The sequence below is a fragment of the Alkaliphilus flagellatus genome, from assembly GCF_018919215.1.
GTDB lineage: Bacteria > Bacillota > Clostridia > Peptostreptococcales > Natronincolaceae > Alkaliphilus_B > Alkaliphilus_B flagellatus.
This window is the reverse complement of sequence record NZ_JAHLQK010000009.1, coordinates 25,723-50,156: the sequence shown is the minus strand read 5'-3', so window position 1 is coordinate 50,156 and position 24,434 is coordinate 25,723. Positions and strand designations below refer to the sequence as shown.

The following is a 24,434-nucleotide window of genomic DNA, read 5'->3' as shown; positions in this document are numbered from 1 at the left end:
TAACTCCGCTCGACTTGCATGTGTTAGGCACGCCGCCAGCGTTCATCCTGAGCCAGGATCAAACTCTTAAATAAAAATGCTCGAATTTTTGGGTTCCATTTAAATAAATTAATATTTAATGGAAACTCAGCTTTTCGCTGAGAAGGTACCTTACACAAAATCAAAGATTTTGGCAATCTACCTTTGCTGGCTTAATCTATACTGTTTAGTTTTCAAAGACCTCTTTAAGGGCTTGTGCCCTTCGATGTCCCTCATGGGGACTCTTACTACTATATCATGGTTATTACTCTTTGTCAACAGTTATTTTTTAAATTTTAAAGTTAATATTTAAAATGTTTTTACTGGTGACGACTTGTACAACTATATCACGGTTTAAAATTTGTGTCAACACATTTTGCAAAAAAAATTTAAACAGCAGATACAAGTATTGAAATCTTGCATTTGCTGTTTATTATATTTACTCTTCACTTTCTTCTATACTATCTTTAGCAAAGGCAATTGATGCAATAATGGATTGAGGATCTTGAATAATACTAATTTCCTGTCCAAATTCCATATCTGCAACCTTTAATATGTCTCCGGGCTTAAATTGAGAGATATCAAACTCTAAAGCTTTAGGAATATCTCTAGCGGAGCACTCCACCTCTATATCTCTTAATTGTTGCTGAATTATTGAACCTCCTCTTTCAACTGAGGATTTACCCCTTAATATTATAGGAACCGATACATGTATTCTCTCATTCTGGGAAACTTGTTGAAAATCAACATGAATTATTTTACCTGTAACAGGATCCTTCTGAATTTCTTTAACGAAAACTGTGTAATTAACTTCTCCAACATTTAATCCTACTAGTCCTCCACTACCATAATTTCTAGTAAAATTCTCTACTTCATTAGAGTTAATTTCTAAAGGCAATGTATTCATATTACTTCCATAAATGACAGCGGGTACATATCCTCTTTCTCTTAAACGATGACTTGCATTTTTACCTAGATCTTTTCTAACTTCGCTACTAAAAGCATATTTCATAGATAAATCACCCCTAGTTCCTTTTCTAATCAATTATTTCCAAAAATTTATGTTTTATACTTTTAGTAGTCTAGTCATTATTTACATAATAAGAACCCCACCCATCAACGCAATCAAAGATTGCTGATGGGTCCCGGGAACCTTGTTGTATTCACAATAAAAAAGCGGTGAAATTTAATTCACCGCTAGTGTAGTTTAATTATGCTTCTTCTTCATCTACTTCAGCTCTACTTGATATATGAGCAAAAGAAGCTACTACTTTTTCTCTATCTTCTAATATCTCAATATGTTCATTTTCAGCAATATCTAAATCTCCTATTGTTAGAACATCCTTTTCATTTAGTTTAGTAGCATCTAGTTCAACTTTGTCTGGTAAATATTTAGGATAAGTTTGAATTTCCACCTCATTAATATTTATCTGTATAAATCGAACCGAAGATTCTACTTCTTCTCTATTAATAATCTGAATTGGCATTTGCATTTTAATCTTTTCGTTTTCGTCTAATGTTTGGAAGTCTATATGCAATATTTCATTATTAATACTACCTCTTTGTATTTCTTTAATAATTGCAAAGGATCTCTTTCCTTCAAGATCCAAAGCTATTTTCATACTTTGACCATATCTTGATAATATTTTTTCCACTTCTCTTCCATTTAATGATATCTCTTTTGTCTTTTCTCCTCTGCTGTAAACTACTCCTGGTATATTTCCACTTCTTCTTGTCTTAAATACTTTGTTTTTTCCTTTAACATTCCTTAATTCAACATTTAATACCGGTGTAGCCATTTTAGAATTCCCCCTTTTATTTTTTATTTTGTATTTTATTGCTTAGTACTATTAAACCAAATTAATTCAAAAATTTCAAATTTAGCGCTAAATTATATCTGAATTAAATTTTCTTTACTAATCAACAGAACGCAAAATCCTTTCCGCCACATCTCTTAATCTCAGTCCCCCTATAACTTCATCAGCTGCAACAACAATAGTTTTTATCTCTTCTGATCCTTCGTCATAATGATAGGAATAAACATAACATATAGCATCCTCTGGAATAAAATCCTCTACCATATAAGCTGTTTCATCAGCTAAACTCATTAGTTCTTCAATTAATTCCTCTTCATTCACATCAATTGCTTGGCCCTCTAGATCTAATTCTAGTTTTAATTGCTTTACATCTTGTATAATCTGAAAAATTAAAGTATCCTCTCGCTTTGAGCCTTTAGTTAAATCTTTTACCATTTTAAATTGGGTATTTTCTTTAATTTTCTTTAAAACTTCTTCACTATCTATAAAATGATCTCCCATTACTATGTAGGCCATTTGTTTCTCTCCTTTTATGCTTTAAATTATAGTTACAATATGCATATTATTCTCCTTATGCATAAATAAATCCTTTAAAATAATTTAAAAAGTCGTCTGTCCTGTCCTACTTATAAAAAGAAGTCCATATAGTGTTTTACCTATATGCACTCCCATTGCAAATTTTAAATTACATTGACTCAAAACTGCGACTGCGTAGAATTTTTTGTAACCCCTTAGAGGTTAGATAACCTAAAATAAAAGTAATAATAGTTGGAATTAATATAACCAGCGAATTGTTTAGAAGGTCCTTTGTAACGCCACCTAATGTATATGCTACAACCACAAATGTACTTGGTAATTGATAGGCAGGAAATAATCCCCCAGCAATAGCAATGCTTTTATCTTTGTCATATCCCTTAAATAATGTAAAACATGTAAGATCTGTTAAAATACCGCCTATAACAGCTATAAAAAACATCCAGATAAAGAAGATACTTAGCAAACTACCTATTAATAATCCCATCATAGTAATAGTTCCTGGCCTTCTAATTCTAGAAGCTAATAGTGTAACCCCTATGCTATAGATTGGAGCTACTAAAAGAGCACGAAATGCAGGAGTAGGTAGCATTTGCATGAACGGTAGCAATGCATAACCAATAGTTAAAATTGCAGCAACTATTAAACTTATAAATATTATTTCTCTTAATTCAAATTTTCTCATACTTCACCTACTATACAATCATTATATTATATATTTTAGCCTTAACGATGATTAATGTATACCTATCTTTCTTTGGATTTCCTCTATAGTGGACTCTTCTACGGTTTTACTAAACCTTTTCCTCTGTATTATACATTGTTTATATAAAACTATTAACTTTCTAAGTACATATTCTAATTCCTGTATACTTTTAACATCTACAACTTTTTTAGCTAAATGGGGTCTTCTACCTAATCTACCACCTATATAGATTCTATACCCTTTTTCAAGTTCTCTAATAGATTCTGTTGGACATGATCTAATGCACCTTCCACAGTCAATACATTCCTTTATATCAATCCTTGGATTCTTATCTACAGTTACAAGTTTCTCTGGACATGATTTTACACATTGGTAACAACCTATACAATACCCATCATTAATTTTAGGAGAACTGTATCCAACAATAGAAATGTCTTTAATTTGTGGGTGAGAGCAACTATTTGGACAGCCACTAATAGCTGCTTTAAATTTTTTATGATACAATATTGGTTCATCAATGGCGCCTTTTATTACCTTTTCTAAATCTTCTTCTTTAATAACTTTATCAAAAATTCTAGCTACTTCCTCGTCATTAAAAAGAGTTAAGGGACATTCCCTAATCCCACCACATAAAGCCATGTCACGAAAATTTGTGTTTTTTAATCCATCAATGGCTAAATCCATGGTACTTAAATCCTCCAGTTCTCCACTTCCCTTTGCAATTTCTATATCTTCTATGTCCACTCTGGTTTTTCCCCTACTTTTAGCAACTTCCTCTGCCTTTTTTCTTGCCATGTTCTTAACGAAAAATGGGGCCTTCTTTATTCTGACTTCCGCTTCCTTTGACCACTCCATCTATCTATAACCTCCTAAACGTAACTATGGATACTTGGTAATAAAGTATTAACACCAATATAGGTAAATAATACACAAATAAAGCCTATAACGCTAAAAAGTGCTGCCCTTCTTCCCTTCCATCCTTTCATAATTCTAACATGCAAGTATATAGAATATATAATCCATGTAATAAATGACCAAGTTTCCTTTGGATCCCATGCCCAATATCTTCCCCAAGCTCTTTCAGCCCAAATAGCACCTGTAACCATAACTAAGGTTAAAAACAAGTAGCCTAGAGAAATAGCTCTATAACTGATTAAGTCAAGTCTTTCCAAAGGGGGTATATATTTTTTAATAAATTCATCTCTAGAAAACTTGTCTCTTAATAAATACATGCTTGATACCCCACAGGCAACCCCAAAGGCACCATATCCAATAACTGCTGTAGCCACATGGATTGTAAGCCAGTTACTTTGAAGCGCAGGCATTAAAGGACGAACACCTTTATTTTGCATTGCAGCATATCCAATAATTATAAAAATTATAGGTGTAACAAAGGTTCCCATGGCTCTAAAGTTATATTTTTTTTCAAATATAATAAAACAAAGGGCTATACCCCAAGCAAAACTAGTGGCAAATTCGTATTGATTGGTTAGGGGCACTCTTTGCGCACCTATTCCTCTTGCTATTAAGGCTACTGTATGAAACATAAAGGCTATCTTAACAAAAAATGTTGCATATTTACCATACTTTTCACTTTTTATAATAAAAAACAGAAAATAAAGCACCATCGAAATCATATACATGGCTATTCCAACATTGAATAACCCACTCTCTATACTTAAAAATCTTTCCAAATTCATAATTCATTTCCCCCTAATTATTCTATTTCCATTAAAGCTAGTTTCATTTCCTCTTTAAAAACATCTTTATTTTTTGCTGTATCACCCCATATAACAGTCCTTCCATCCTTGCTTTCGAACGCCTTTAACTGCTTTGGATGGAAATAAAAGGCCAGCATAATACCTAGCAATAAAATTAATCCTCCCACCGTTGCCCCGGTCATTCCAGGGTCACTAACAATTTGTAGAAGTGTAAATTGTCTAGGATTATGAATTTTAAAAGTATATTCTTCCCAGGAAATATCTTCCCCTATAGAGGCCACATTCATGTCCACCCTCTGCCCTTCATAAAAAATAGTATAAAGAAGTTTTGGGTTATTTAAATAGGGAGTTAAAGTTCTAGGCATTCCCTTAGATTGATCAAAATCTGGATAAAAGTTAACAAACTGTAGAGCTATTCGTTCATTATCATCTACATGTACTTCACTTTGGTAAAGTGTTCTTTCTGAAATCTTTTTCTCATTCTTTTCAAGTTCAATGTCTATAGCCCAACCAGTACCATTTTGATATATATTTATTTCTTCCATTCTAAATGGATGATTAACCATTACATTCCCTGTCTTTACTACATCACCGCCCTGGTTCTTCACAGTAATATTACTAATATATTGATTGACAGTATGATCCTCTCTAAAATCGATATTAAAATCATCTATATTCAATGTGTATGAAGTACCTTCTATGGAATGTACCGTTCCTGGCACTCCATAAGCATAAGTTTCAAATCCAACTATTTTTCCAAAGATATAGGACGAAATAATTATTAATAAGCCCACATGACTTAGCCACGACCCTAAATAACCAAAGGAATTTTTCTGCGAAAAATAATAGGTTCCTTCTGCTTTATCTATTCTTTTCACCCTAAAAAACCTTGTTCTTTTAAAAAATTTCTCCACATCAATCTCTTTATCAAACTCACTTTTTATTAAAAAATTTTTCCCTCTAATTTCTTCTTCCAATTGAGGCTTCCTTGAAATTTGTCTAATTATTACAGGAAGTCGGATAATACTACAAAGCGTTAAGTTTATAGACAATGCTACCATCATAGATATAAACCACCAAGAAGCATATACTTTATGTAAGCTTAATGTACTAATAATTGTGTATATAAAAAAACTGTATTCCTTTTCATAAAATGTCATCGGATTATTTTGTGGTATAACTGTTCCCGCTATGGAAGAAATGCTAATAATTATTAATAAGATAATTCCAAACTTCATTGAGTGAAATGCCTTCCATATTTCTTTAAAAATACTATCTTGTTTCATTCTTTACTCCCCTTTTAAACTGGGGCTCGATAGAGCCCCTTAATTATTGAAATTCTCTTAAAACCTCTAAACCTTTCTCCGCATACATACGTGCCTCATCTAAGCTTTTATGGGTAAACTCTGGATTATGGAATCCTGTACTGTTTTCTACGAAAACAAAATCCCATCTCCATTGAGCCTTTCTATGGTAATCTCTTGCTAAATTCAATGTTTCTTCTGGATATTTACCACTGTTTACAGCCTTTGTTAATTCATTAATTAAATTTACAATAATGTCACTAACTTCATTGGTTTTATTTTCTACACCTTCTTGAATCTTTTCTACTCTGGCAATAAGTTCATCAGCAGTTTCGTTTTTGTGACATGGTAAACATGATTGTTCCACATGCTTCAATGGACTTGTCCATTGATGGGAGCGATAAGTATCCCCATCTTCATTTTCCATTGGTGGCATATGACAGTCTATACAGGTTAACCCCATTTTGCTATGTAGACTTCCTTGATATGTTTCAAACTCTGAATGTTGTGCCTTAAGAAGCTTTGTACCTGTATCTGGATGTACCCAATCGTAGTAATCCATATCATCATAGTACTTTTCTATTCCTTCAACAGTTATTCCATTATCCCAGGGCAAAATAACTTCCTTTGTTTCTTTATCCATATAGTACTCCACATGACATTGAGCACAGGATAAATCACCCATCTTAAACTCTGTATCTAACTTATCTAAGCCAACATTTAAATGATTCCTCGTTATTACAGGTTCCCCAGGGGTATTTTGATGGCAATCATAGCAGCTAATAGTATTTTTAACCTTGGCCGCCATTTCATCAAAATTCATTGCATGGACACTATCTCCATATTCATTGATCATTTCTAAATAATCGGCAGTCTTGCAAGATAGACAACTGGCCCCTGGCTTTGGCCTAGCTGTATTAATCACATCTTCTAATGCATATACATGGCCTCTAGCTCTTAAATATTCCTTGCTAAATCCATTCCCCGCATATAGTGTTTTAAGATTTGGGTACTTTTCTAAATAGTCAATTGCCTCAGAACCACCATAGGTTGTGTTTGCCACCTCCGCATTTTTTAAATAGGAAGCATATTCATCTGGATACTTATCAGCCCACTCCTCTGCAGGAATAATTCCTTGTATTTCTTCTCCCTTTGCTTCGGTGCTAGACTTAGAACAGGCAGAAACCAATGTTATTACTACTAATAAAAATATAAATAAACCTCTTCTTTTCATTTTATTCACCTCCCTTTTTAAAAATAATTATCAAAACTGATAAATAGTTTGATAATTAACTAACATTATAGTGTGTATCCATATTTTGTGATGTGATAAAAGTCACAGTGCACCTTTTTTACTAACTATCCTATATATATTCTTCTTTGGTATAAAAAATAGCAATGTAGCTAATTAATATTAATTAGCTACATTGCTATTTTGACTATATCCTTTAATTTTGTATTAATACTAAAAATCAAATTTTTAAACAATATATTAATTCGACGTCTTATCAAAAAAATTTAAAAGAAAGTAACAATTGTTACTTTCTTTTATTATACTTATATTAATCCATTGTATATGGTAATAAGGCAATGTGTCTTGATCTTTTGATTGCTTGTGTTAACTCTCTTTGATGAATTGCACAATTTCCTGAAATTCTTCTTGGTAAAATCTTACCTCTTTCAGTTACGTATTTTTTTAGTTTATGCACATCTTTATAGTCAATATTTTTTGTTTTATCAGCACAGAAAACACAGATTTTTTTTCTTGTTTTACGTCTTCTTTTATTGTTTACCATCTTTTTCCCTCCTCTTCTCTAGAATGGGATGTCTTCGTCATCATCCATTGCCTGGAATTCATTAATATCTATATCGACAGACCCAAAATCATCATTTCTTTTAGATGGGGATTGTCCTTGTCCTTCTTTATTACCCCACTCTAAAAACTCTACCTGATCAGCTATAACCTCTGTAACATACCGTTTTTCGCCAGTTTGAGCTTCATAGGATCTGCTTTGAAGTCTTCCTTCTAATCCTACCAATCTACCTTTTGCAAGATAGTTAGCACAGTTTTCAGCCGTTTTTCCCCATACTACTATGTTGAAAAAATCTGCTTCCTTTTCTTTAGAAAAGGGTCTATTTACTGCTATACTAAAGGTGGCTACGGCTTTTCCGCTTGCAGTAAAACGTAATTCTGGGTCTCTAGCAAGACGTCCGATTAAAATTACTCTATTCATTTTTCTCCCACCTTTACGATTATTCTTCTATTTTAATAATCATATGTCTAATTACTTCATCAGCAATTTTTAAGTTTCTGTCTAATTCTTTTGGTACATCAGCTCCAGCATTGAAGTTTACTAAAGTATAGTATCCTTCGTTTATCTTGTTGATTTCATAAGCTAACTTTCTGTTACCCCACTCGTCAACATTTTCGATTGCTCCATCAGCTTCGATGATACCTCTAAATTTGTCTAATAGTTGAGTTCTTTTTTCGTCTTCAACGTTTGACTTTAGAATGTATACTAATTCATACTTGTTCATTTTTCCACCTCCCTTTGGACTTAGCGGCCCTGTTTTATTACAGGGCAGAGAAATGATTTTCTCACATTAAGATATTATACCACTTCATTTAATTGATTGCAAATAAATAATCGTATATTGTTAAAATTTTTATAACAATTTACGATTATTTATATTGTAACCTAAAATAATAATTTATTCTATTATTGTATTGGCTTTTTATTTTATTTCATTTCTCTTCAAAACGTTTATTCAATAGCAACACCTGATTTACTATGTGCTTTGCTAGCTGATTTTAACATTGTAATTGAAGTATATAAAATAACACCAATAACTAACCAACCTAATATATTAAGTGGTAATGACTTTACAATATATGCCGCAATAAATACTCCAATAGCTCCACCTATTGTTATACCTAAGGATGCCTTTCTATCGTATGCTCCTTCCTTAACAAACTTTATAGAAGCTACTGGCATAAGAAAAGCACAAGAACCCATCATAATTGGGAAAGCAATATTCGGCGACATACCTAAAAAGTATACTAAGGCCATACAAGGTGCATACAGACCAATTCCTGCTGTCATTAGAGCTCCTAATACAAAGTTAGCTACTATAGCAAATATTAATTTGCCTCCCTCTAATCCAATTGCATCTCCACCACCAGGCATCCATCCTACCTTAGATGCAAACATTAAAAATGCTGTTATAAATAAGGCTACACCCATTGTGAACTGAATTATTCTCTCTGGTAGTTTTGAAACTATGCCAGCCCCTACCCAGGCACCTAGAGCTGCTGCTGCAAGCATGCCTATTAATGTAATTGGTTCCACCTTTATTACTGTCATAAAAATAAAAGCCTCTGCTACAACTGGTATAGTACAAGCAACATTTAAAGTACCAGGAATTACCCTATCTTTTGTTTGCTTAAAGGCCTTCAATAAAGCTGTGGTAGGTGCAAAAGAACCAATTCCTAATGTGTCGAAAAAGTTTGTAATAAATCCAATTGCACTTACCTTTACCCATGAGTTCGATTCTAAATTATTTTTGTGCTTAACTACGTCTTTTATAAAAACTATAGCAAAACAAATTGTTAAAGCTGCTAAAACACCTAAAACCGCTGTTATCATTTTTATTTCCCCCTATTTTTAATGATTTGTTAAAATTTTAACTATTGTGTTTGTAATATCTCGTCAAGGCTTCCTATTACCCACCTATTACTACTTTAGTATAAACCCTGTTTTCACTGGATCATCTGGCGATACAACAAATTGATTGAATCCTGTTATAAAAGCTGATCCCGTTATTTCTGGTATAATTGCTTCATACTCCCCTACTTTTGTAGTTCCAATTACTCTTCCTTTAAATATTGTTCCTAGAATACTTTCATAGACAAATGGTTCATCTACTTTAATCTGCCCTTTTGAATATAAAGTAGCTAGCTTAGCGCTTGTCCCTGTACCACAGGGGGATCTATCTACTTGTCCTTGACCAAAAATAACAACATTTCTATAATCCGCCTCTTTGTGTACTGGATCATCATAGATCTCTACTAAATCAACAGTTTTAATATGGTCTAATAATGGGTGCTTTATCTCCACTGTGTTATTTATTATTTCTCTTATTTTTAGACCAATATCAACTAGTCTTTGTGTATTTTTAGGCTCTATAGTTGTTTTTAACTGCTTGGCATTCACTATCGCAAAAAAACTACCTCCAAAGGAAATATCTAATACAACTTCCCCTATCTCTGGTACAATAATTTTTACATCCTGCTTATATAAAAATGCCGGGACATTTACAATAGAAACCTCTTTTACTTTACCCTTCTCTACCTTAGCTTTTCCTCTTATTAGACCAGCTGGGGTATCCATTACTACCTCTGTGAAAGGTTCTTTTTTTTCTACCATGCCAGTTTCTACTGCTACAGTAATAGCTCCTATAGAACCATGACCGCACATATTCAAATAGCCTCCACCATCCATAAAAATAATTCCAAAATCTGCTTCTTCATGTGTTGGAGCCAAAACTATGGATCCAAACATATCATTATGACCTCTAGGTTCGTGCATAATAGTAGTTCTAATCTCGTCCATTTCCCTCTCTAAAAAAGCCTTCTTTGCAGCCATTGTATTTCCTGGGATGTTTGGAATACCACCTACAACCATACGGGTAGGCTCCCCCATAGTATGAGAATCTATAGCATGAATACTCTTTACAAAGTTCATTTACTTATCCTCCTTTTTCATCTTCAACTTTAGTAATGCTAGTGCCTTTTTGGCATCTAACTCAATTACATTGTTCTCCCCAACTACTTCCGTTTCAATTCCTTCTATAGATTTATTGAAATCAACTATTGTATCCATATACTTATTTTTTACTACAAACTTGGCCTGCTTCCCTATAAAGCTAAGACCAACAACTGGAATACCTCTTTGTCCTATTTCTGCTATGGTGTTAGCATAGTCCACATGAGAGTTTCCCCAGCCATCAACAGATATAATAACTCCATCAGCCCTCATCATTTCTGCCATTGCCGCTGTTCTTTGCCCCATAAAGTGTTTATCATTATTATCTTGAGGGGTTCCCACAAAGATAATTCCTAAAAGGTCTAAGTCTTCATCTCCAGATACAATATTAAGGAGTGGATCTCTAAAATGATGAAGTGTAGTTTCTTTAGTTGATGGACCAATTCCCATTAATAATCACCACCTTAAGTCATAGCTCGCAATACACCATCTCTGTATTCATTAGGAGTAACTATAATAGGTACATTTCCCATATCTATTATAGATCTACCCCCAACAAATCCACTGGGCTCCTTAGGAAATAACTGATTATCATACATAGCACCTTGTCCTGCAATTTGCTTTATTATTACTACTTTTTTCTTCCCCGGTCTTATTTTGTCGTAATATTCCTTAACTTCAGCCCCCTGACGTCCATCAATATTCTTTAATACCTGTCTAATATCTTGCATAAACTTGTCACAACTTCTATGGGCTGCCAAGGGTAAATTTCTATCAAAGGGGTAGCCCCTTTTAAATATTACGTCAAAGTTTATTATGAAATCGGTGTTGCTTGGTGTACCAGCCCTTCCCAAAACCATGGTTTCTTTTAATATCCCTTCCGACGAGCCAAACTCCGCCATCTGAAAACCATCTTGACTCATACCTGTTAACATAACATATACTCCAGTTAGAGTATGAGTTATACCTTCTCCTAACTGGCCTAAGACCTTAGTTGAAATAGGTATAATGTCCATTATGCTGTTAACCCATATATTGTGATCCTCAGGAGATATTAAATTGATATTTATTGAATCAATGGTTTCTTCATTTTCTAAGATTAAATCTGTAATTTCCTTGCTAATTGTTAAAGTTCCGTTTTCAATACTATTTCTATCTCCGAATAACACCTTATCTATATGGAAGGATTTAATTACTAATCTTCTTAAAAGAATTTCATTTTCCATTAGATCACCTTCTTATTTTAAAGGCCCCACTCCATAAAGGAGTGGGTTTATATTTTTTAAACTTTGGCTGTATATTCATATGGCAACTGGACTATTTGACCTGCAGATGAAATTTCTACTAACTGCTTTAATGAATCTCTAACTATTGCAGTTTGCATTGCCTTATCATTTGGTGCTCCAGCGTTTGCTCCCATTGGTACAAGCGGTGCTACAGCCCTAGGTGTACCATTTTGTCTTACTACCGGTGGTAAAGCTGCTATAATAATTGTAGGAATCCCCGATTCCTCAATAGCTCTCTGTACGATTACAGCAGAGCGATGACAAGTACCTCAGCCAGCTGTTAGTAAAACTGCATCTACACCCTCTTCTTTCAATTTTCTTGCTATTTCAGGACCTGTTTCCTCTTGGAATTTTTGCTGATCTCCTCCACCACCCATAAATCCAAAATGTAATGGTGCAGCAGCTTTAATGAAACCTTCTTCAGCTAACTCCTTTAAACGATCAATTGGAAACATACAGTTTATGTCCTTATTTACGTCACCATTGTCATATCCTCCGTGGGATACCATTAGATCACTAGATAGTGTTTCAACTGGAACTTCTCTAAAACTAAAATCTCCTGCAAGATTAAATCTTTTATCGGATTTTAAATGTACTCCTGCTGCTGTTGCAAGTGCTACTGTCATATCCTTTAAATCTTTTTGTACTGGTGTCCAAACTGGTGATGGTGTAATGGGTACAAATATTTCAGACTGTAACCCTTTAACTATTGAAAGACTCATTTAATATCTCCTCCCTCTTTGTTTTATTGTGATTGATAGTATCTAAATATTTTTCATTTATTTCTTCACTCAAGCTTTCAGGATAGCTCATCATAAAACCAACTTCTTGGCCTACTTTAATATCATGGTTTGAAATTAGCATCCTTCTTGGAATTTTCATAAAACCTAATCTGCCTTTCAGATCTATGGATACTGCTCCATCTTGTATTTCAACAATTATTCCTTCCATATATATCTGTCTATTTCCATATTTCAAATTGTCCATATATTTGAGCTCCTTCGCTTAATCTTTTAAAACTATTTTTCGTAGATTTCTAAACGCTTCTTACTCTTTGGAAGTATTTGCTCATTTTCAACCAGTTCAACTTTTGAACCATAGGTTTTTTCAAGCATTTCTATATTGTTAATCTTTACATTGGAATTCCACTTTCTCTCTGCTTCTTTAACATCTTCACCAGCCATTGCTACCTTTAACATAGCTAGTGCCCTTACAGCATCTTCCTTACATAAAGTGTTGTTTGATAGTATTTCGTTTTCAATTCCTAGTTTTGATTTATTAAGATCAATCATATAGGTCATATACTCATTACCAACAACTAAGGCCCCTTGATTTGCAGCAAAGGTCATTCCAACTACAGGAACTCCCCTTTGTCCTACTTGCTCATGATGACTAGCAAAATCAATATGGTTATTTCCAAAGCCTTCTGTGGTTATGATTACACCATCTAAATCCATAGATTCAACTATCATACCTAGTCTTTCGGATACATAAAACTTTTCTGCGTTGATTTGAGGAGAACCTACAAATACAACAGCTGCTAAATCTATTTCTTCATCATTCATTGCTTCAATTACTAGAGGTTCTCTCCAATAATGTCTTGAATTTTCCTTAGAAGCAGGTCCTATACAAGTTAAAGCATGGATACTACCATCTAAAACTTCTAAAGGAGATAGAACAACTGGGACATTACCTAAGTCAACATTTGGCTTTCCACCTAATACACCTACTGGCTCCACCGGTAATATTAAATTGTCATGCATTGCACCCTGTCCCATAATCTCTTTTACAATTGCTACCTTCTTCTTACCAGGCCTTCTATACTGCACCAATTCCTCTGTATTAGTTACAAGGCTTTCATCTAACTTTTTAATTGCTTCTCTTATTTCCTGTGTTATATAATCTGAGGCCTTATGGGCTGCAAGTGGGCCTGGTCTTTCCATATTAGTACCAGCTTTAATAGTTACTTGGGTTTTAATAAATATGTCACCTTTATCAGGAGCACCTGGTCTACCCCACATAATATTTGTTTCTAAAACTCCCTCAGAAGAACCAAATTCTCCAATTTGTACTCCATTTTCATCGGTTCCAGTAACCATTACTATTACACCATCTAATACTCTTGTAGTGCCGCTTCCTAATTTACCTTCTTCTTTAGTAGCAATAGGTTGAACATCCATAATGGTTTCACTGTATTCCTTATATCTATCAGGAGTAATAATATCTAGTTTAATATCAGTTACTAGCTTGTCCGCCTTTAATGCATCCTTGCAAATATCCTCTCTAATATACAAAGTGCTACCTTCTATTTTTGTTTCTTTTCCAAACTCTACTTTTTCAATGTTAAAATGCTTTTTAGTTAATCTTCTTATTTCTTTTGCTTCTAAAGCATTTGTTTGGTTATTAATTACTGCTAACTCTTCTTTTGTGCTGAAACCTACTTCTTTTGAAGGCTCTGCCTTAGCTAAAGTAGTTGTTCCTCCCAATGAAAGAGGAATTTCCAAATTGATATTTTTTCCCTCTCCAATATGGATTTTGATTGTTCCTCCATTAGCTACTACACTAGAATCTACTACTTGATTACTCAATGTTTCATCTTTAGACTCTGCTTTTTCTACAGATGTTGTAGCTTCCTCTACACTAGTTTCTTTATTAACACCCTCCAAATAATCTGGTGTCATGGGAACTAAAGCATCAATGGTTTTTATTAGTTTTGCTCCAATTACCTCACTAATTTTTAAACAATTTTCTGGCATTTCCAACAACCCTGAATCAACTAAGTCTGGGAAAATATTAGGGTCTTCTAAATTAGAAGGTCCAACTACTGTACCCGCTTCAAATCTACAACAAGAAACTGCTGGATCATTACCATGTTTTTTTACTGTTTCTGGTGAAATTGACATTTAAAATAAACCTCCCTCTTATTGTTTTTTCCTATATAATTTATGTCCTGATGCCCTTAAAACATGGTCTGTACTATGATATACTGGTACTCCTAACCTAGGAGCCGTCTGCATGACTGTGTTAGTTCAGTCCTCACAGGTTCCAGTAATAATCACTTCAGCTCCTTGTTTTTTTAGAGCCAGTACCTTCTCAGCTTGACCAGGGCATACACCTGGCAAATCACATCTATACCTACCATTGGTTTCTGTCATTCTTTTACATTTAACCTCTGCCACAACAACAGTGCCCATTCCCGCAGCAATTTCCCTAAGTCTTTCCTCCTGTGCACCACACTCACAAGCTATAACCCCAGCTTTTCTTTTTTCCTGAGGAAAAGGCATTGCTACTAAAATTCCTCCAGTAGTCTTAGTAATAGAAGTTTCCTCTTCACCCTTTTTCCCTGTAAAAGGTCCACCAAGCACAATCTCACCGTAAGGCTCATTGTATCCACCACATTTTTCTATGAAGTGGGATATCGGATAACCAATAGGTGCATCTAAAAATACTTTAGATTCTGCAACCCGTCCGCCTACAGTTATATCCTTTGTAATTACTGGTCTTCTTTCTTCAATAGCCAAGCAAATATTCTTTATAGTTTCAACATTTGAAATTACAGCGTTAGCCTCTGATGGTAATTGTCCTGGTTTTAGCTCCACTTCTAACAATTCTCTTACAATAACCCTCTCATCTCCCGCAGGATACATATCCGGTAAAAACTTTACCTCTATATTTGATTCATTTTTACAAGCCTTTCCTAGAGCAATAATTGCCTTTTTATGCTTAGGTTTAATAGCAATATATCCCTTAGCAGCATTAGTGATTTCCATTGCATATTTTAAGCCTCTCAAAATTAATTCAGGCTGCTTTTCTAATACTAGTATGTTGTGGCTTAATATAGGTTCACATTCAGCGGCGTTCACTATTACATAACCGCCATTTAGGTCTGCATTTAATTTAACATGGGCTGGAAACCCAGCACCTCCAGCTCCAACAACCCCTGCTTCTTTTATAGCCTCTAGATAGTTACTGGTTTCTTTAATCCTTACATATTCCTCTGGCTGATTTATATTGACTTCAATGGTTATATCATTATTGGTTATTTCCTTAACAATTCCATATACACTTGAATGAATATTAGCCCCTAATCCATCTGGTGTAGCTAGCAATTGTCCCTTTTTAACTTTATCATCTAGTTTTACAATTGCTTTGCAGTGGGCACCAACATGTTGTTTCAATGGTATTTTAATAAACATTCTTATCACCTCCTTTTGTTACACTTATATAGAGCAATAGGTGTGCCAATTAAAATAAACAGTATTTAATTTTTCTATCGAAGTCGTTATATCTATTGATATTTCAACTATTAAAATTTTAAAAATTTATTTTACATAAGCGATTATGTTAGATTTTTTTGGAAATCTATTATTATTAAAGTTATGAAAACGTCAGTGTACTGACACTTTTATATAATAATTTAATTGTTTTTGATAATTTTTTGTCGAATAATGTTGATATATGCTACCTTATATATAAAAAAATTCAAAAAAATAGAACTGTCAGCTGACTGACAGTTGTCAGCTAGTTGACAGTTCTAAAAAACCTTATTTAAACTAATCCATATTATAATAGTTCATCTTATAATATAAAGTACTCCTCGGTATATTTAAAATATTTGCTGCTTTGCTTTTATTATTTCCAACCATATTCATTACCTTTTTAATAGTTTCATATTCTACTCTCTCAATAGTTTTCTGTAAGTCAAAACTTTCATCCCCTGAATCATCGACTGTATGCTTCCTCAAAATATGCTCTGGTATACTACTAAGTTTAATTTCACCTTCTTGAGAAAATACTAACAAATGCTCTATTGTATTTTTTAACTCTCTAATATTTCCCTTCCAATTATAATTCATTAATACTTTTAAAACCTCAGTAGTTATATTTGGAGGATTAATTTTGTTTTCTTGGCAAAATTCTTTTATAAATTTCATTATCAATATGGGTATATCTTCTTTCCTTTCTCTTAAGCTTGGTAGCTCAATATTAACAACATTTAATCTATAAAACAAATCTTCTCTAAACTCTCCTTCATTAACTAATTTTCTCAGATCGTGATGAGTGGCGGATATAATTCTAACATCAACATCTATAGTCTTATCAGAACCAATTCTAACAATCTGTCTTTCCTGTAGGACTCTCAGTATTTTTGCCTGCATATGAAAAGGCATATCACCTATTTCATCCAGAAACAAAGTTCCTTTATTAGCTAGTTCTATTTTTCCCATCTTTCCATTTTTTAAAGCTCCTGTAAATGCTCCTCCCTCATACCCAAACATTTCACTCTCGAATAATGATTCCGGGATAGCACTACAATTAATTGCAACGAAATCGCCTTTCCTTCCACTTTCTTGATGCAAGGCTCTAGCAAAAACCTCTTTACCTGTACCACTTTCCCCAGTGATTAAAACACTACTATTTGTTCTTGCTACCTTTTTTGCCTTGTTAATTCTATCTACAATAATTTCACTTTTACCTAATATCTGACCAAAAGAGTACTTATCCATTGTAATTTTTTTCATTTCTTCCTGTAGCAAATCCAGCCTTTCTTTAGTTTTCTCAAGTTCTACCGAAAGGTTCATTACCTCTGTTATATCTCTGTCTGTTGAAACAGCACCAACAAACTCATTATCAATATAAAGTGGCTCTGCACTTAAAAATACATGACTTTCTTCCCTAGGCATATGATATATACTAGTTATTGATTTCCTATTTTTTAATGCCTCTAATAATAAAGCCTTTGGGAAATATTCACTAATTTCTTTATTAATTATATCCTCAGATTTTATACCATATAATAACTCAGAGTTCTTAGACCAAAAAATTACTTTTCCATATTCATCTACTACACATACTGCCTCATGAATACCGTTTAGTATATAACTAAAGGTTTCCATAGTCTTATCTATTTTTGAATATACCTTATCTAGCAAGTCCCTAATTCTAACAATACCTATTACTTTATTATCTTTAACCACGGGTAATCTTCCTATGCCTTTTTCCTTCATCAATTCTTTTGTAGAAATTGCATTTCCTTCTATGGTAGTCGATATAACATCTCGATTACAGTATAGCTCTATTGGTTGGTCTAGTTTGTTTTTGCTAAAAAAAGCTCCACCAATTAATGATATGTCGGTCATAGTTAGAATACCAAATAACCTGTTTTTATCATCAAGAACAATAATATCTCCCTTATTGTATTTAAACATTATTTCAATGCCCTGCCTTAAAGTAGCATTCTTAGTAATTGTAATTACTTCAATATCCATAACATCTTTTATTTTCATATTGTTAAGCACTTCTAGGAACATATTATCCCTTCTCCTTAATAATATTGTTAAATAATAAGCAAATTCTATTAATATATTATTATATCATTTGGCTAACATTCAATAAATGGATATTTTATCTATTTATTGAATGTTAGCCAAAATATTTTATTTTTCATGTATATAATATAAAATTACTGGCAATCCTATAACTAAGATAGCCCCCACAATATAACATTTTATTCATCCCAATCTCCCCCTTACAATGAAAGAGAGTGGCCAAATGGCCACTCTCGATTTATTAATTACATCATTTCTTTTAATACTTTTCCTAATCTTGCAATACCTTCTTTAATTTTATCTTCAGGCATATTTGAATAATTTAATCTAAATGTATTTTCGTGTCCACCATTAGGGAAGAAAGATCCTCCTGGAACGAAGGCTACGTTTTGCTCTAATGCTTTTGGCATTACGTCTCTTGCACTAATATTTTCTGGAAGAACCACCCATGTAAATAGTCCTCCTTCAGGATATGTGTAGCTTACGTTGCTTGGGAAATGCTCTTTAATAGCTTCCATCATAACATCTCTACGGTTTCTATATACTTTTATAAGGTTTTCAATGTGAGCATCAAGATCATACATTTCTAGGAACTTGTCCATTTCTCTTTGAGCAATTGTACTAGATTGTAGGTCTGCTCCTTGTTTAATGAAGTTATATTTTTGAAGAATTGGAGCATCTGCAATTACCCAACCGATTCTCATACCAGGACAGAATGTTTTAGAGAATGTTCCTAAGAAAATAACACGTCCTTCTGTATCAAAAGCTTTAAGTGATGGAGGAATTTCTCCTTCAAATCTAAGGTCTCCGTATGGGTTATCTTCTATAACTGGTAAATCGTATTCATTAGCAAGTTCGATTAATCTTTTACGTCTTTCAATAGACCATGTTTTTCCTGATGGATTTTGGAAATCTGGAATAACATAGATCATTTTAACGTTTTCTCTAGTTTTTAAAACTTCTTCTAGATCTTCCATAATCATACCTTCCGCATCTGTTGCAATTTCAACAAACTCAGGCATAGAAGCTTTAAATGCATTAATAGCACCTAAGTAGCTTGGGCTCTCACAAATTACGATGTCACCTTCATTTAAGAAAACTCTAGCAGAGAAGTCTAAACCTTGTTGAGATCCACTTGTAATTAAGATGTTCTCTACAGCAGTTTTAAATCCAAACTTCTCCATTCTTTTTGCAATTTTTTCTCTAAGTGGTGTAAATCCATCTGTTGGTCCGTATTGAAGAGCTTGTCTACCTGATTCTCTTAATACAGCTTCTGAAACTTTAATTAATTCTTCTGTAGGGAATAACTCTGGTGCAGGAAGCCCTCCAGCAAAAGAAATAACTTCCGGTCTTTCTGCAAGCTTTAATAACTCTCTAATTTCTGATGCTTTCAAATAATCCATTCTTTTTGCAAACTTCATCGAAAAATCCCTCCATAAAGTATTTAAGATAATAAAATAAAATGTATGTTTTATAAAACAATTTATTATTATTATAACATTCTTTTAATAAATAGAAATGTTTTTATCAAAAATTCATTCAAAGTTCAATAAGTTCTATAATTTAGTCAAGTCTGAATTATCAGAATCTCAGCTTCTTTATTAGTATCCTATGCTAATTAGCTTTTATTATCTTCATTATTTGTTATTTTTCGTATTCTTCTTTCAAGTTCTGGTCTTGGAAGCCAAATTTGCTTTTCACAGCCTAAACACTTTATTCTAAAATCGGCACCAGTTCTTAAAATCTCAAAACTTTTACTTCCACAAGGATGTTGTTTTTTTAATTCAACTATATCCCCAATTTCTAGCTTTATAGGCATTATCATTACCACTCCAATCTACTTCTATCTTAACTTAATCTTTTTTAGTAATTACTACAGTCCTTGGATAAGGAATCTCTATTCCTGCATTGTCAAAGGCCTCTTTAAAAGTTTTTCTCATTAAACGTTCAATAGCCCATTGTTCCATTGGTAAAGTCTTTGCAACAATTGAAATTACCACATATGAATTTTCTAATTTGCTTACACCCAATACAGTTGGACCTTCTACAATTTGTTCATTCTCTGCACCTAACTTTTCACTTGCTTTATTCAAAACAGCAATAGCATTATCAATATCTTCCTCATATGCAATTGACATTTCAACAAGTGCTCTCATATTACCACTACTTTTATTGGTTACTTTACTGATTTCTCCATTAGGAACAATATGCAGATCCCCATTAAAATCTCTAATCTTAGTTACCCTTAGAGCCATTTCTTCAACAATTCCACTAACACCATTAACTTCAACATAATGTCCTACGCCAAATTGTTCTTCAAATAAAATAAAAAATCCTGTAATAATATCTCTCACTAGATTTTGCGCCCCAAAACCTATAGCTAACCCACCAATTCCAGCAGTCGCAATAAGCCCCGTAATTTCTATACCAAAAAACTTAATAACTGCTGTGAATGCAATAAAATAAATAACATATGTTAATATGCTTTTAACAAGACCCTTCATAGTGTCTATCCTTGTTGTATCTATATTGAACTTTAGTTTCTTTTGTTTTTCAAAAAACTGATTAATTATAGATCCAAAAATCCTTACAGAAAGTTTTGCAATAATTAAAATTAAAATAATTTTAATTGCATTTCCTATAATTTTAGAAAATTGCTCAGGATTCTTTAAAAAATCCATGGTTTCTTGAAATACTGTTGTTAAACTCTTATTAATAGTTTCCATCATCTACCCTCTTTAACTAATTTGCTTAATAATCTTCTCATTATCAATTTTTTGTATTTCATATATTCCTTTAATAGCAATATGTGCGTCTTCCATCTCTCTTTTCATCTCTACTAAAGCATCCACTGTAAACCTAATAGATAGTCCACAGCTATGAGTAATTTCCCTTGGAGTAGGTATAACATCAAACTTATAATTCTTATCTTTGAATAACTTTTCTGCTGCAATTGCATAGTGAGTTGACTCGAACACTACTACATAAAATTGTTGATCGATCATTGATTATCCCTCTTTGCTACAGTTTTATCGTATTGCTAGCATTATTTAATCTTTCTACAATAGTGTACATATTACTTATTCCACCCACGGCTAATTTATCTTTTATTTTAAAGTAGTCAAGGCAAGTCCCACAGGATAAGACCTCAACACCATTAGACTCCAAACTTCTAAGGTGCTCCACTACTTCAGAATCTTCGATTGCTAGTTTAACGCCACCATTTAAAAGAAGTATACTTTTAGGATATGGAGTTACTTCAGTTAGTGCGTATAAATAGCTTTTCATCAAAAGTATACCTAATTCCTCTGATCCTTCTCCTAAACTATTTTTTGAAATTAAAATAACTAAATCTTTTTTATTATTTGTACCGTATTTAACATCTAATGCTTCTACTCCTACTACACCTGTTTGTTGATTCTTAAAAATATCAATATAATAATTTCCTTGATTTTGTTTAATATCAATCTTAAGATCCATACTTTTGGCAAGCTTTGATACATTTTCTTTTGCAACCTCGTTATCTACAATAGTAGTAACCTTGCCATTGTTTATAGACTCTAAAGCTTTTTTAGTATGGATTACTGGCATAGGGCAATTCATTCCTCTTGCATCTACTTCCTTGTTCATTTTCATTCCTCCATTTTAATATCTTCTGTGTATTGCTATTATTCCCACTTATTTACGCGTGAAGTCAGGCGCTACATCTAAATTAAGTTTTCTTTATTATATATTTAAGTATAACAATAGGATTCGTATTGTTCAACGTATTCTATAAATAGGCAAATTTGCTTTATCAATAGAATATTATATTTAAATTGATTATGTCTATTATTTCTATTATTTTTATTATTTTTATTCCACAAAAATAGAAATATATATTGACATTTTAAAATATAATTAATAATATTAAATTATAGCTTAAATATTTTAATATTGATATTAATTTTTTTAATGTTTTGTGGGAATAGCTATAGAAGAGAATTTAAAATTATGCTATTTTCTCACAATGATTTATGTTTCACTCAATTTTAAAACTTGCATTTTGAAATTAAAGTGTTCAAAACTTATTCTAAATTTTTAAGTGCTTAAAACACTACTAATCTATTACTTCTTTAAAAGCCTTAATAATTAAAAAATCTATATCTTTTTATATTATAAAATAAAGATAGGAGTGCTATAAGATGAAAAATAAAATATTAGGACAATGCCCGGTATGTAGTCATTCATTAGAAGTTACTAAGCTTCACTGTACACATTGCAATACAACAATTGAAGGAAGCTTTGAACCTTGTAAGTTTTGTCAGCTTCCATTAGAGTATAAACATTTTATTGAGGTATTTATAAAAAACAGAGGGAATATTAAGGAAATTGAAAAGGAATTAGGAGTTTCTTACCCAACTGTTAGGGGTAAGCTAGAAAGTGTTATTACTGCCTTAGGATATTCATCAAAACCGATATCTACTATCAATAAAAAAGAAATATTAGAGAAACTAAGTAAAGGTGAAATTACTGCCGAAGAGGCTGTAAGCCTATTAAAAGAGTAGATTAGTAGCTAATCATCAAGATTACATTTATAGGAAACCTTTGTTTATCATTATATAAAAGTAAAGGAGAATTTCAATGGGAGAAGAAAGATTAATAATTTTAAAACTTTTAGAACAGGGAAAAATTACAGAATCTGAAGCAGAGCAACTATTGGATGCTCTAGGAGATATGGAGTATGATCAAGCTACACAGGAAGCATCTAACACTTTTAATCCGTCCAAGGTAAATCTCTCTAAAGATAAAGATAATACATATACCAAACATGAAAACAGGGAAAGTCAATCCAATGCTGGTAAAAGTAGAGATTTCGAAGAGATTCTTGAGTCTATAGGAAAAAGATTCGAAACCATAGGTGAACAATTAGAAGATAAAATGGATGTTTTTGGTGAACAATTTGGTAAAAAAATGGTTAACTTAGGGTCTATATTTGCTGAAAAATCTATAAACTTTGCTGAAAAAATCATTGATGTTGTAGACAAAGCGGTAGATTCCGATACATTTATTAATGTGGATTTATTTGGATCTAATAAATGCTATGAGGAAATAATAGAAAAAAAATTAAGTGACATTGACCAAGTATCTTTACAATTTGAAGCCTACAACGGCAACATTTCAATTGTCAGATGGAATGAACCTATGATTAAGGTGACTGCTTATATCTCCGCTAAAGAAGGTAAGTATGATGCTAATAAACCAATATTAGATTTAAGAGAAGATGGAAATATTCTTTGTTTCTATCCTAAAGAAATCGACGGTATTGGTATTAAATTAAAGATCATGATACCTGACCAAACCTATAATCTAGTAAAAGCACAAAGTAAAAATGGTTCTATTACAGTTGAAAATTTAAATTGTAACAAGCTATTTTTACAAACTAAAAATGGAAGTATAACACTAAATCATGTGGAGACAAAAGAAGATACTAGTTGCACAACAACAAACAGCAAAATAATCATAGAGAACTGTAAGGCACAGAATTTACTAGCAGCTACAAAAAACGGAAAAATAGTTATTGATAATAGTAGTATAAAAAGAATTGAAGGCCTTACATCCAATAGTAAAATTACAATAAAAGATATTGAATATAACCAATTACAATCTCTAAGTTTGAAAACAACCAACTCTAAAATAGAAGTTATTGGGTCTCTTCCTAAAAATGCTGGAGTCCAATTTGATGCAAGTACTACCCATGGAAATATTAATATTGGCTTACCAGTAGTTTATGTTGAGAATATAAAGAACTACTCTAATCATAGGGTTACTGCACGAACACCTGCCTTTGATACATGTGAAACTATAGCTCATATTAAGGCATATACAACTAATAGTACTATCTATCTTTTTTAAATAGCTGTACTCCCCCTATTGAATATAGATAAAAAAACTGCTTCCATAATGGGAGCAG

27 protein-coding genes and 1 rRNA gene are annotated in these 24,434 nt (G+C 32.7%); 2 read left to right on the top strand and 26 right to left on the bottom strand.

Annotation, left to right across the window (positions count from 1 at the left end; all coding sequences use genetic code 11):
• The 26 genes from KQI88_RS17580 to yedF form a co-directional block, all read right to left on the bottom strand.
• Positions 1–74 (bottom strand): 16S ribosomal RNA (locus KQI88_RS17580); the annotation flags it as partial.
• Between the two features lie 383 nt (positions 75–457).
• The gene (locus tag KQI88_RS17575) at positions 458–1,030 is read right to left on the bottom strand and encodes a 50S ribosomal protein L25 (RefSeq protein WP_216419610.1); all 573 of its coding nucleotides are present in this window, start codon (positions 1,028–1,030) and stop codon (positions 458–460) included.
• Between the two features lie 199 nt (positions 1,031–1,229).
• On the bottom strand, positions 1,230–1,817 hold the full coding sequence (locus KQI88_RS17570) for a 50S ribosomal protein L25 (RefSeq protein ID WP_216419607.1): 588 nt from the start codon (positions 1,815–1,817) through the stop codon (positions 1,230–1,232).
• A 117-nt stretch (positions 1,818–1,934) separates the two neighbouring features.
• Positions 1,935–2,351: a hypothetical protein gene (locus KQI88_RS17565; protein ID WP_216419606.1), complete on the bottom strand. Its 417-nt coding sequence runs from the start codon at positions 2,349–2,351 to the stop codon at positions 1,935–1,937.
• Between the two features lie 169 nt (positions 2,352–2,520).
• Positions 2,521–3,054 carry an MptD family putative ECF transporter S component gene (locus KQI88_RS17560; RefSeq protein ID WP_216419604.1) on the bottom strand — a complete coding sequence of 178 codons (534 nt, stop codon included), beginning with the start codon at positions 3,052–3,054 and terminating at the stop codon, positions 2,521–2,523.
• 51 nt (positions 3,055–3,105) lie between these two features.
• A complete protein-coding gene (locus KQI88_RS17555; RefSeq protein WP_216419602.1) occupies positions 3,106–3,930 on the bottom strand; it encodes a 4Fe-4S dicluster domain-containing protein in 825 nt (274 codons plus the stop codon).
• Positions 3,931–3,944: 14 nt separating this feature from the next.
• Positions 3,945–4,775, bottom strand: a complete 831-nt coding sequence (gene ccsB / locus KQI88_RS17550) for a c-type cytochrome biogenesis protein CcsB (protein ID WP_216419600.1) — start codon at positions 4,773–4,775, stop codon at positions 3,945–3,947.
• Between the two features lie 17 nt (positions 4,776–4,792).
• Positions 4,793–6,082 carry a cytochrome c biogenesis protein ResB gene (locus KQI88_RS17545; protein ID WP_216419599.1) on the bottom strand — a complete coding sequence of 430 codons (1,290 nt, stop codon included), beginning with the start codon at positions 6,080–6,082 and terminating at the stop codon, positions 4,793–4,795.
• Positions 6,083–6,125: 43 nt separating this feature from the next.
• Entirely contained in the window at positions 6,126–7,334 is a 1,209-nt protein-coding gene (locus tag KQI88_RS17540; protein WP_216419597.1) for an ammonia-forming cytochrome c nitrite reductase subunit c552, read from the bottom strand.
• Positions 7,335–7,662: 328 nt separating this feature from the next.
• The gene (gene rpsR, locus KQI88_RS17535) at positions 7,663–7,896 is read right to left on the bottom strand and encodes a 30S ribosomal protein S18 (RefSeq protein ID WP_212381150.1); all 234 of its coding nucleotides are present in this window, start codon (positions 7,894–7,896) and stop codon (positions 7,663–7,665) included.
• A gap of 18 nt (positions 7,897–7,914) precedes the next feature.
• On the bottom strand, positions 7,915–8,334 hold the full coding sequence (locus KQI88_RS17530; protein WP_216419595.1) for a single-stranded DNA-binding protein: 420 nt from the start codon (positions 8,332–8,334) through the stop codon (positions 7,915–7,917).
• A 19-nt stretch (positions 8,335–8,353) separates the two neighbouring features.
• Positions 8,354–8,638: a 30S ribosomal protein S6 gene (gene rpsF / locus KQI88_RS17525; protein ID WP_216419593.1), complete on the bottom strand. Its 285-nt coding sequence runs from the start codon at positions 8,636–8,638 to the stop codon at positions 8,354–8,356.
• A gap of 227 nt (positions 8,639–8,865) precedes the next feature.
• On the bottom strand, positions 8,866–9,747 hold the full coding sequence (locus tag KQI88_RS17520; RefSeq protein WP_216419591.1) for a sulfite exporter TauE/SafE family protein: 882 nt from the start codon (positions 9,745–9,747) through the stop codon (positions 8,866–8,868).
• A 90-nt stretch (positions 9,748–9,837) separates the two neighbouring features.
• The gene (locus KQI88_RS17515; protein ID WP_216419588.1) at positions 9,838–10,845 is read right to left on the bottom strand and encodes a proline racemase; all 1,008 of its coding nucleotides are present in this window, start codon (positions 10,843–10,845) and stop codon (positions 9,838–9,840) included.
• Positions 10,846–11,316, bottom strand: a complete 471-nt coding sequence (locus KQI88_RS17510; protein WP_216419586.1) for a glycine/sarcosine/betaine reductase component B subunit — start codon at positions 11,314–11,316, stop codon at positions 10,846–10,848.
• A 14-nt stretch (positions 11,317–11,330) separates the two neighbouring features.
• Positions 11,331–12,092: a proline reductase cluster protein PrdD gene (prdD, locus tag KQI88_RS17505; RefSeq protein ID WP_216419585.1), complete on the bottom strand. Its 762-nt coding sequence runs from the start codon at positions 12,090–12,092 to the stop codon at positions 11,331–11,333.
• 56 nt (positions 12,093–12,148) lie between these two features.
• Positions 12,149–12,874, bottom strand: coding sequence for a D-proline reductase (dithiol) protein PrdB (prdB, locus tag KQI88_RS17500; protein ID WP_216419583.1), 726 nt, complete (start codon positions 12,872–12,874; stop codon positions 12,149–12,151).
• Positions 12,855–13,139 carry a CBO2463/CBO2479 domain-containing protein gene (locus KQI88_RS17495; protein ID WP_216419581.1) on the bottom strand — a complete coding sequence of 95 codons (285 nt, stop codon included), beginning with the start codon at positions 13,137–13,139 and terminating at the stop codon, positions 12,855–12,857. Before KQI88_RS17495 ends, prdB begins: the two co-directional genes overlap by 20 nt.
• Before the next feature lie 32 nt (positions 13,140–13,171).
• Positions 13,172–15,055 carry a D-proline reductase (dithiol) proprotein PrdA gene (gene prdA, locus KQI88_RS17490; protein ID WP_216419579.1) on the bottom strand — a complete coding sequence of 628 codons (1,884 nt, stop codon included), beginning with the start codon at positions 15,053–15,055 and terminating at the stop codon, positions 13,172–13,174.
• Positions 15,056–15,073: 18 nt separating this feature from the next.
• Positions 15,074–16,348 (bottom strand): proline reductase-associated electron transfer protein PrdC, encoded by a 1,275-nt coding sequence (gene prdC, locus KQI88_RS17485; RefSeq protein WP_216419577.1) that lies wholly within the window; start codon positions 16,346–16,348, stop codon positions 15,074–15,076.
• A gap of 357 nt (positions 16,349–16,705) precedes the next feature.
• Positions 16,706–18,463, bottom strand: coding sequence for a sigma-54 dependent transcriptional regulator PrdR (prdR, locus tag KQI88_RS17480; RefSeq protein ID WP_216419575.1), 1,758 nt, complete (start codon positions 18,461–18,463; stop codon positions 16,706–16,708).
• Between the two features lie 263 nt (positions 18,464–18,726).
• Entirely contained in the window at positions 18,727–19,902 is a 1,176-nt protein-coding gene (locus tag KQI88_RS17475; protein ID WP_216419573.1) for an aminotransferase-like domain-containing protein, read from the bottom strand.
• A 197-nt stretch (positions 19,903–20,099) separates the two neighbouring features.
• Complete coding sequence (locus tag KQI88_RS17470; RefSeq protein WP_216419571.1) at positions 20,100–20,300, bottom strand: DUF951 domain-containing protein; 201 nt, start codon at positions 20,298–20,300, stop codon at positions 20,100–20,102.
• A gap of 34 nt (positions 20,301–20,334) precedes the next feature.
• Positions 20,335–21,207: a mechanosensitive ion channel family protein gene (locus tag KQI88_RS17465; protein WP_216419569.1), complete on the bottom strand. Its 873-nt coding sequence runs from the start codon at positions 21,205–21,207 to the stop codon at positions 20,335–20,337.
• Between the two features lie 12 nt (positions 21,208–21,219).
• The gene (locus tag KQI88_RS17460) at positions 21,220–21,486 is read right to left on the bottom strand and encodes a DUF3343 domain-containing protein (RefSeq protein WP_216419567.1); all 267 of its coding nucleotides are present in this window, start codon (positions 21,484–21,486) and stop codon (positions 21,220–21,222) included.
• 16 nt (positions 21,487–21,502) lie between these two features.
• Complete coding sequence (gene yedF, locus KQI88_RS17455; protein WP_216419565.1) at positions 21,503–22,111, bottom strand: sulfurtransferase-like selenium metabolism protein YedF; 609 nt, start codon at positions 22,109–22,111, stop codon at positions 21,503–21,505.
• A 554-nt stretch (positions 22,112–22,665) separates the two neighbouring features.
• On the opposite strand from yedF, the gene KQI88_RS17450 reads away from it, so the two are divergent.
• Together KQI88_RS17450 and KQI88_RS17445 are read left to right on the top strand one after the other, a co-directional pair.
• Positions 22,666–23,028: a DUF2089 domain-containing protein gene (locus tag KQI88_RS17450; RefSeq protein ID WP_212381124.1), complete on the top strand. Its 363-nt coding sequence runs from the start codon at positions 22,666–22,668 to the stop codon at positions 23,026–23,028.
• Positions 23,029–23,104: 76 nt separating this feature from the next.
• On the top strand, positions 23,105–24,376 hold the full coding sequence (locus tag KQI88_RS17445) for a DUF4097 family beta strand repeat-containing protein (protein WP_216419563.1): 1,272 nt from the start codon (positions 23,105–23,107) through the stop codon (positions 24,374–24,376).
• Positions 24,377–24,434 lie beyond the last annotated feature (58 nt).

What these genes read in the sequence shown, in the direction of transcription:
- yedF (WP_216419565.1), bottom strand. Translation starts at nt 22,111, where the DNA reads ATGAACAAGGAAGTAGATGCAAGAGGAATGAATTGCCCTATGCCAGTA.
- KQI88_RS17575 (WP_216419610.1), bottom strand. Translation starts at nt 1,030, where the DNA reads ATGAAATATGCTTTTAGTAGCGAAGTTAGAAAAGATCTAGGTAAAAAT.
- prdD (WP_216419585.1), bottom strand. Translation starts at nt 12,092, where the DNA reads ATGGAAAATGAAATTCTTTTAAGAAGATTAGTAATTAAATCCTTCCAT.
- KQI88_RS17510 (WP_216419586.1), bottom strand. Translation starts at nt 11,316, where the DNA reads ATGGGAATTGGTCCATCAACTAAAGAAACTACACTTCATCATTTTAGA.
- KQI88_RS17520 (WP_216419591.1), bottom strand. Translation starts at nt 9,747, where the DNA reads ATGATAACAGCGGTTTTAGGTGTTTTAGCAGCTTTAACAATTTGTTTT.
- KQI88_RS17545 (WP_216419599.1), bottom strand. Translation starts at nt 6,082, where the DNA reads ATGAAACAAGATAGTATTTTTAAAGAAATATGGAAGGCATTTCACTCA.
- KQI88_RS17540 (WP_216419597.1), bottom strand. Translation starts at nt 7,334, where the DNA reads ATGAAAAGAAGAGGTTTATTTATATTTTTATTAGTAGTAATAACATTG.
- KQI88_RS17470 (WP_216419571.1), bottom strand. Translation starts at nt 20,300, where the DNA reads ATGCCTATAAAGCTAGAAATTGGGGATATAGTTGAATTAAAAAAACAA.
- rpsF (WP_216419593.1), bottom strand. Translation starts at nt 8,638, where the DNA reads ATGAACAAGTATGAATTAGTATACATTCTAAAGTCAAACGTTGAAGAC.
- KQI88_RS17560 (WP_216419604.1), bottom strand. Translation starts at nt 3,054, where the DNA reads ATGAGAAAATTTGAATTAAGAGAAATAATATTTATAAGTTTAATAGTT.
- KQI88_RS17495 (WP_216419581.1), bottom strand. Translation starts at nt 13,139, where the DNA reads ATGGACAATTTGAAATATGGAAATAGACAGATATATATGGAAGGAATA.
- ccsB (WP_216419600.1), bottom strand. Translation starts at nt 4,775, where the DNA reads ATGAATTTGGAAAGATTTTTAAGTATAGAGAGTGGGTTATTCAATGTT.
- KQI88_RS17475 (WP_216419573.1), bottom strand. Translation starts at nt 19,902, where the DNA reads ATGAAGTTTGCAAAAAGAATGGATTATTTGAAAGCATCAGAAATTAGA.
- KQI88_RS17515 (WP_216419588.1), bottom strand. Translation starts at nt 10,845, where the DNA reads ATGAACTTTGTAAAGAGTATTCATGCTATAGATTCTCATACTATGGGG.
- KQI88_RS17565 (WP_216419606.1), bottom strand. Translation starts at nt 2,351, where the DNA reads ATGGCCTACATAGTAATGGGAGATCATTTTATAGATAGTGAAGAAGTT.
- KQI88_RS17530 (WP_216419595.1), bottom strand. Translation starts at nt 8,334, where the DNA reads ATGAATAGAGTAATTTTAATCGGACGTCTTGCTAGAGACCCAGAATTA.
- KQI88_RS17465 (WP_216419569.1), bottom strand. Translation starts at nt 21,207, where the DNA reads ATGGAAACTATTAATAAGAGTTTAACAACAGTATTTCAAGAAACCATG.
- KQI88_RS17555 (WP_216419602.1), bottom strand. Translation starts at nt 3,930, where the DNA reads ATGGAGTGGTCAAAGGAAGCGGAAGTCAGAATAAAGAAGGCCCCATTT.
- prdR (WP_216419575.1), bottom strand. Translation starts at nt 18,463, where the DNA reads ATGTTCCTAGAAGTGCTTAACAATATGAAAATAAAAGATGTTATGGAT.
- KQI88_RS17460 (WP_216419567.1), bottom strand. Translation starts at nt 21,486, where the DNA reads ATGATCGATCAACAATTTTATGTAGTAGTGTTCGAGTCAACTCACTAT.
- prdA (WP_216419579.1), bottom strand. Translation starts at nt 15,055, where the DNA reads ATGTCAATTTCACCAGAAACAGTAAAAAAACATGGTAATGATCCAGCA.
- KQI88_RS17445 (WP_216419563.1), top strand. Translation starts at nt 23,105, where the DNA reads ATGGGAGAAGAAAGATTAATAATTTTAAAACTTTTAGAACAGGGAAAA.
- rpsR (WP_212381150.1), bottom strand. Translation starts at nt 7,896, where the DNA reads ATGGTAAACAATAAAAGAAGACGTAAAACAAGAAAAAAAATCTGTGTT.
- KQI88_RS17450 (WP_212381124.1), top strand. Translation starts at nt 22,666, where the DNA reads ATGAAAAATAAAATATTAGGACAATGCCCGGTATGTAGTCATTCATTA.
- KQI88_RS17570 (WP_216419607.1), bottom strand. Translation starts at nt 1,817, where the DNA reads ATGGCTACACCGGTATTAAATGTTGAATTAAGGAATGTTAAAGGAAAA.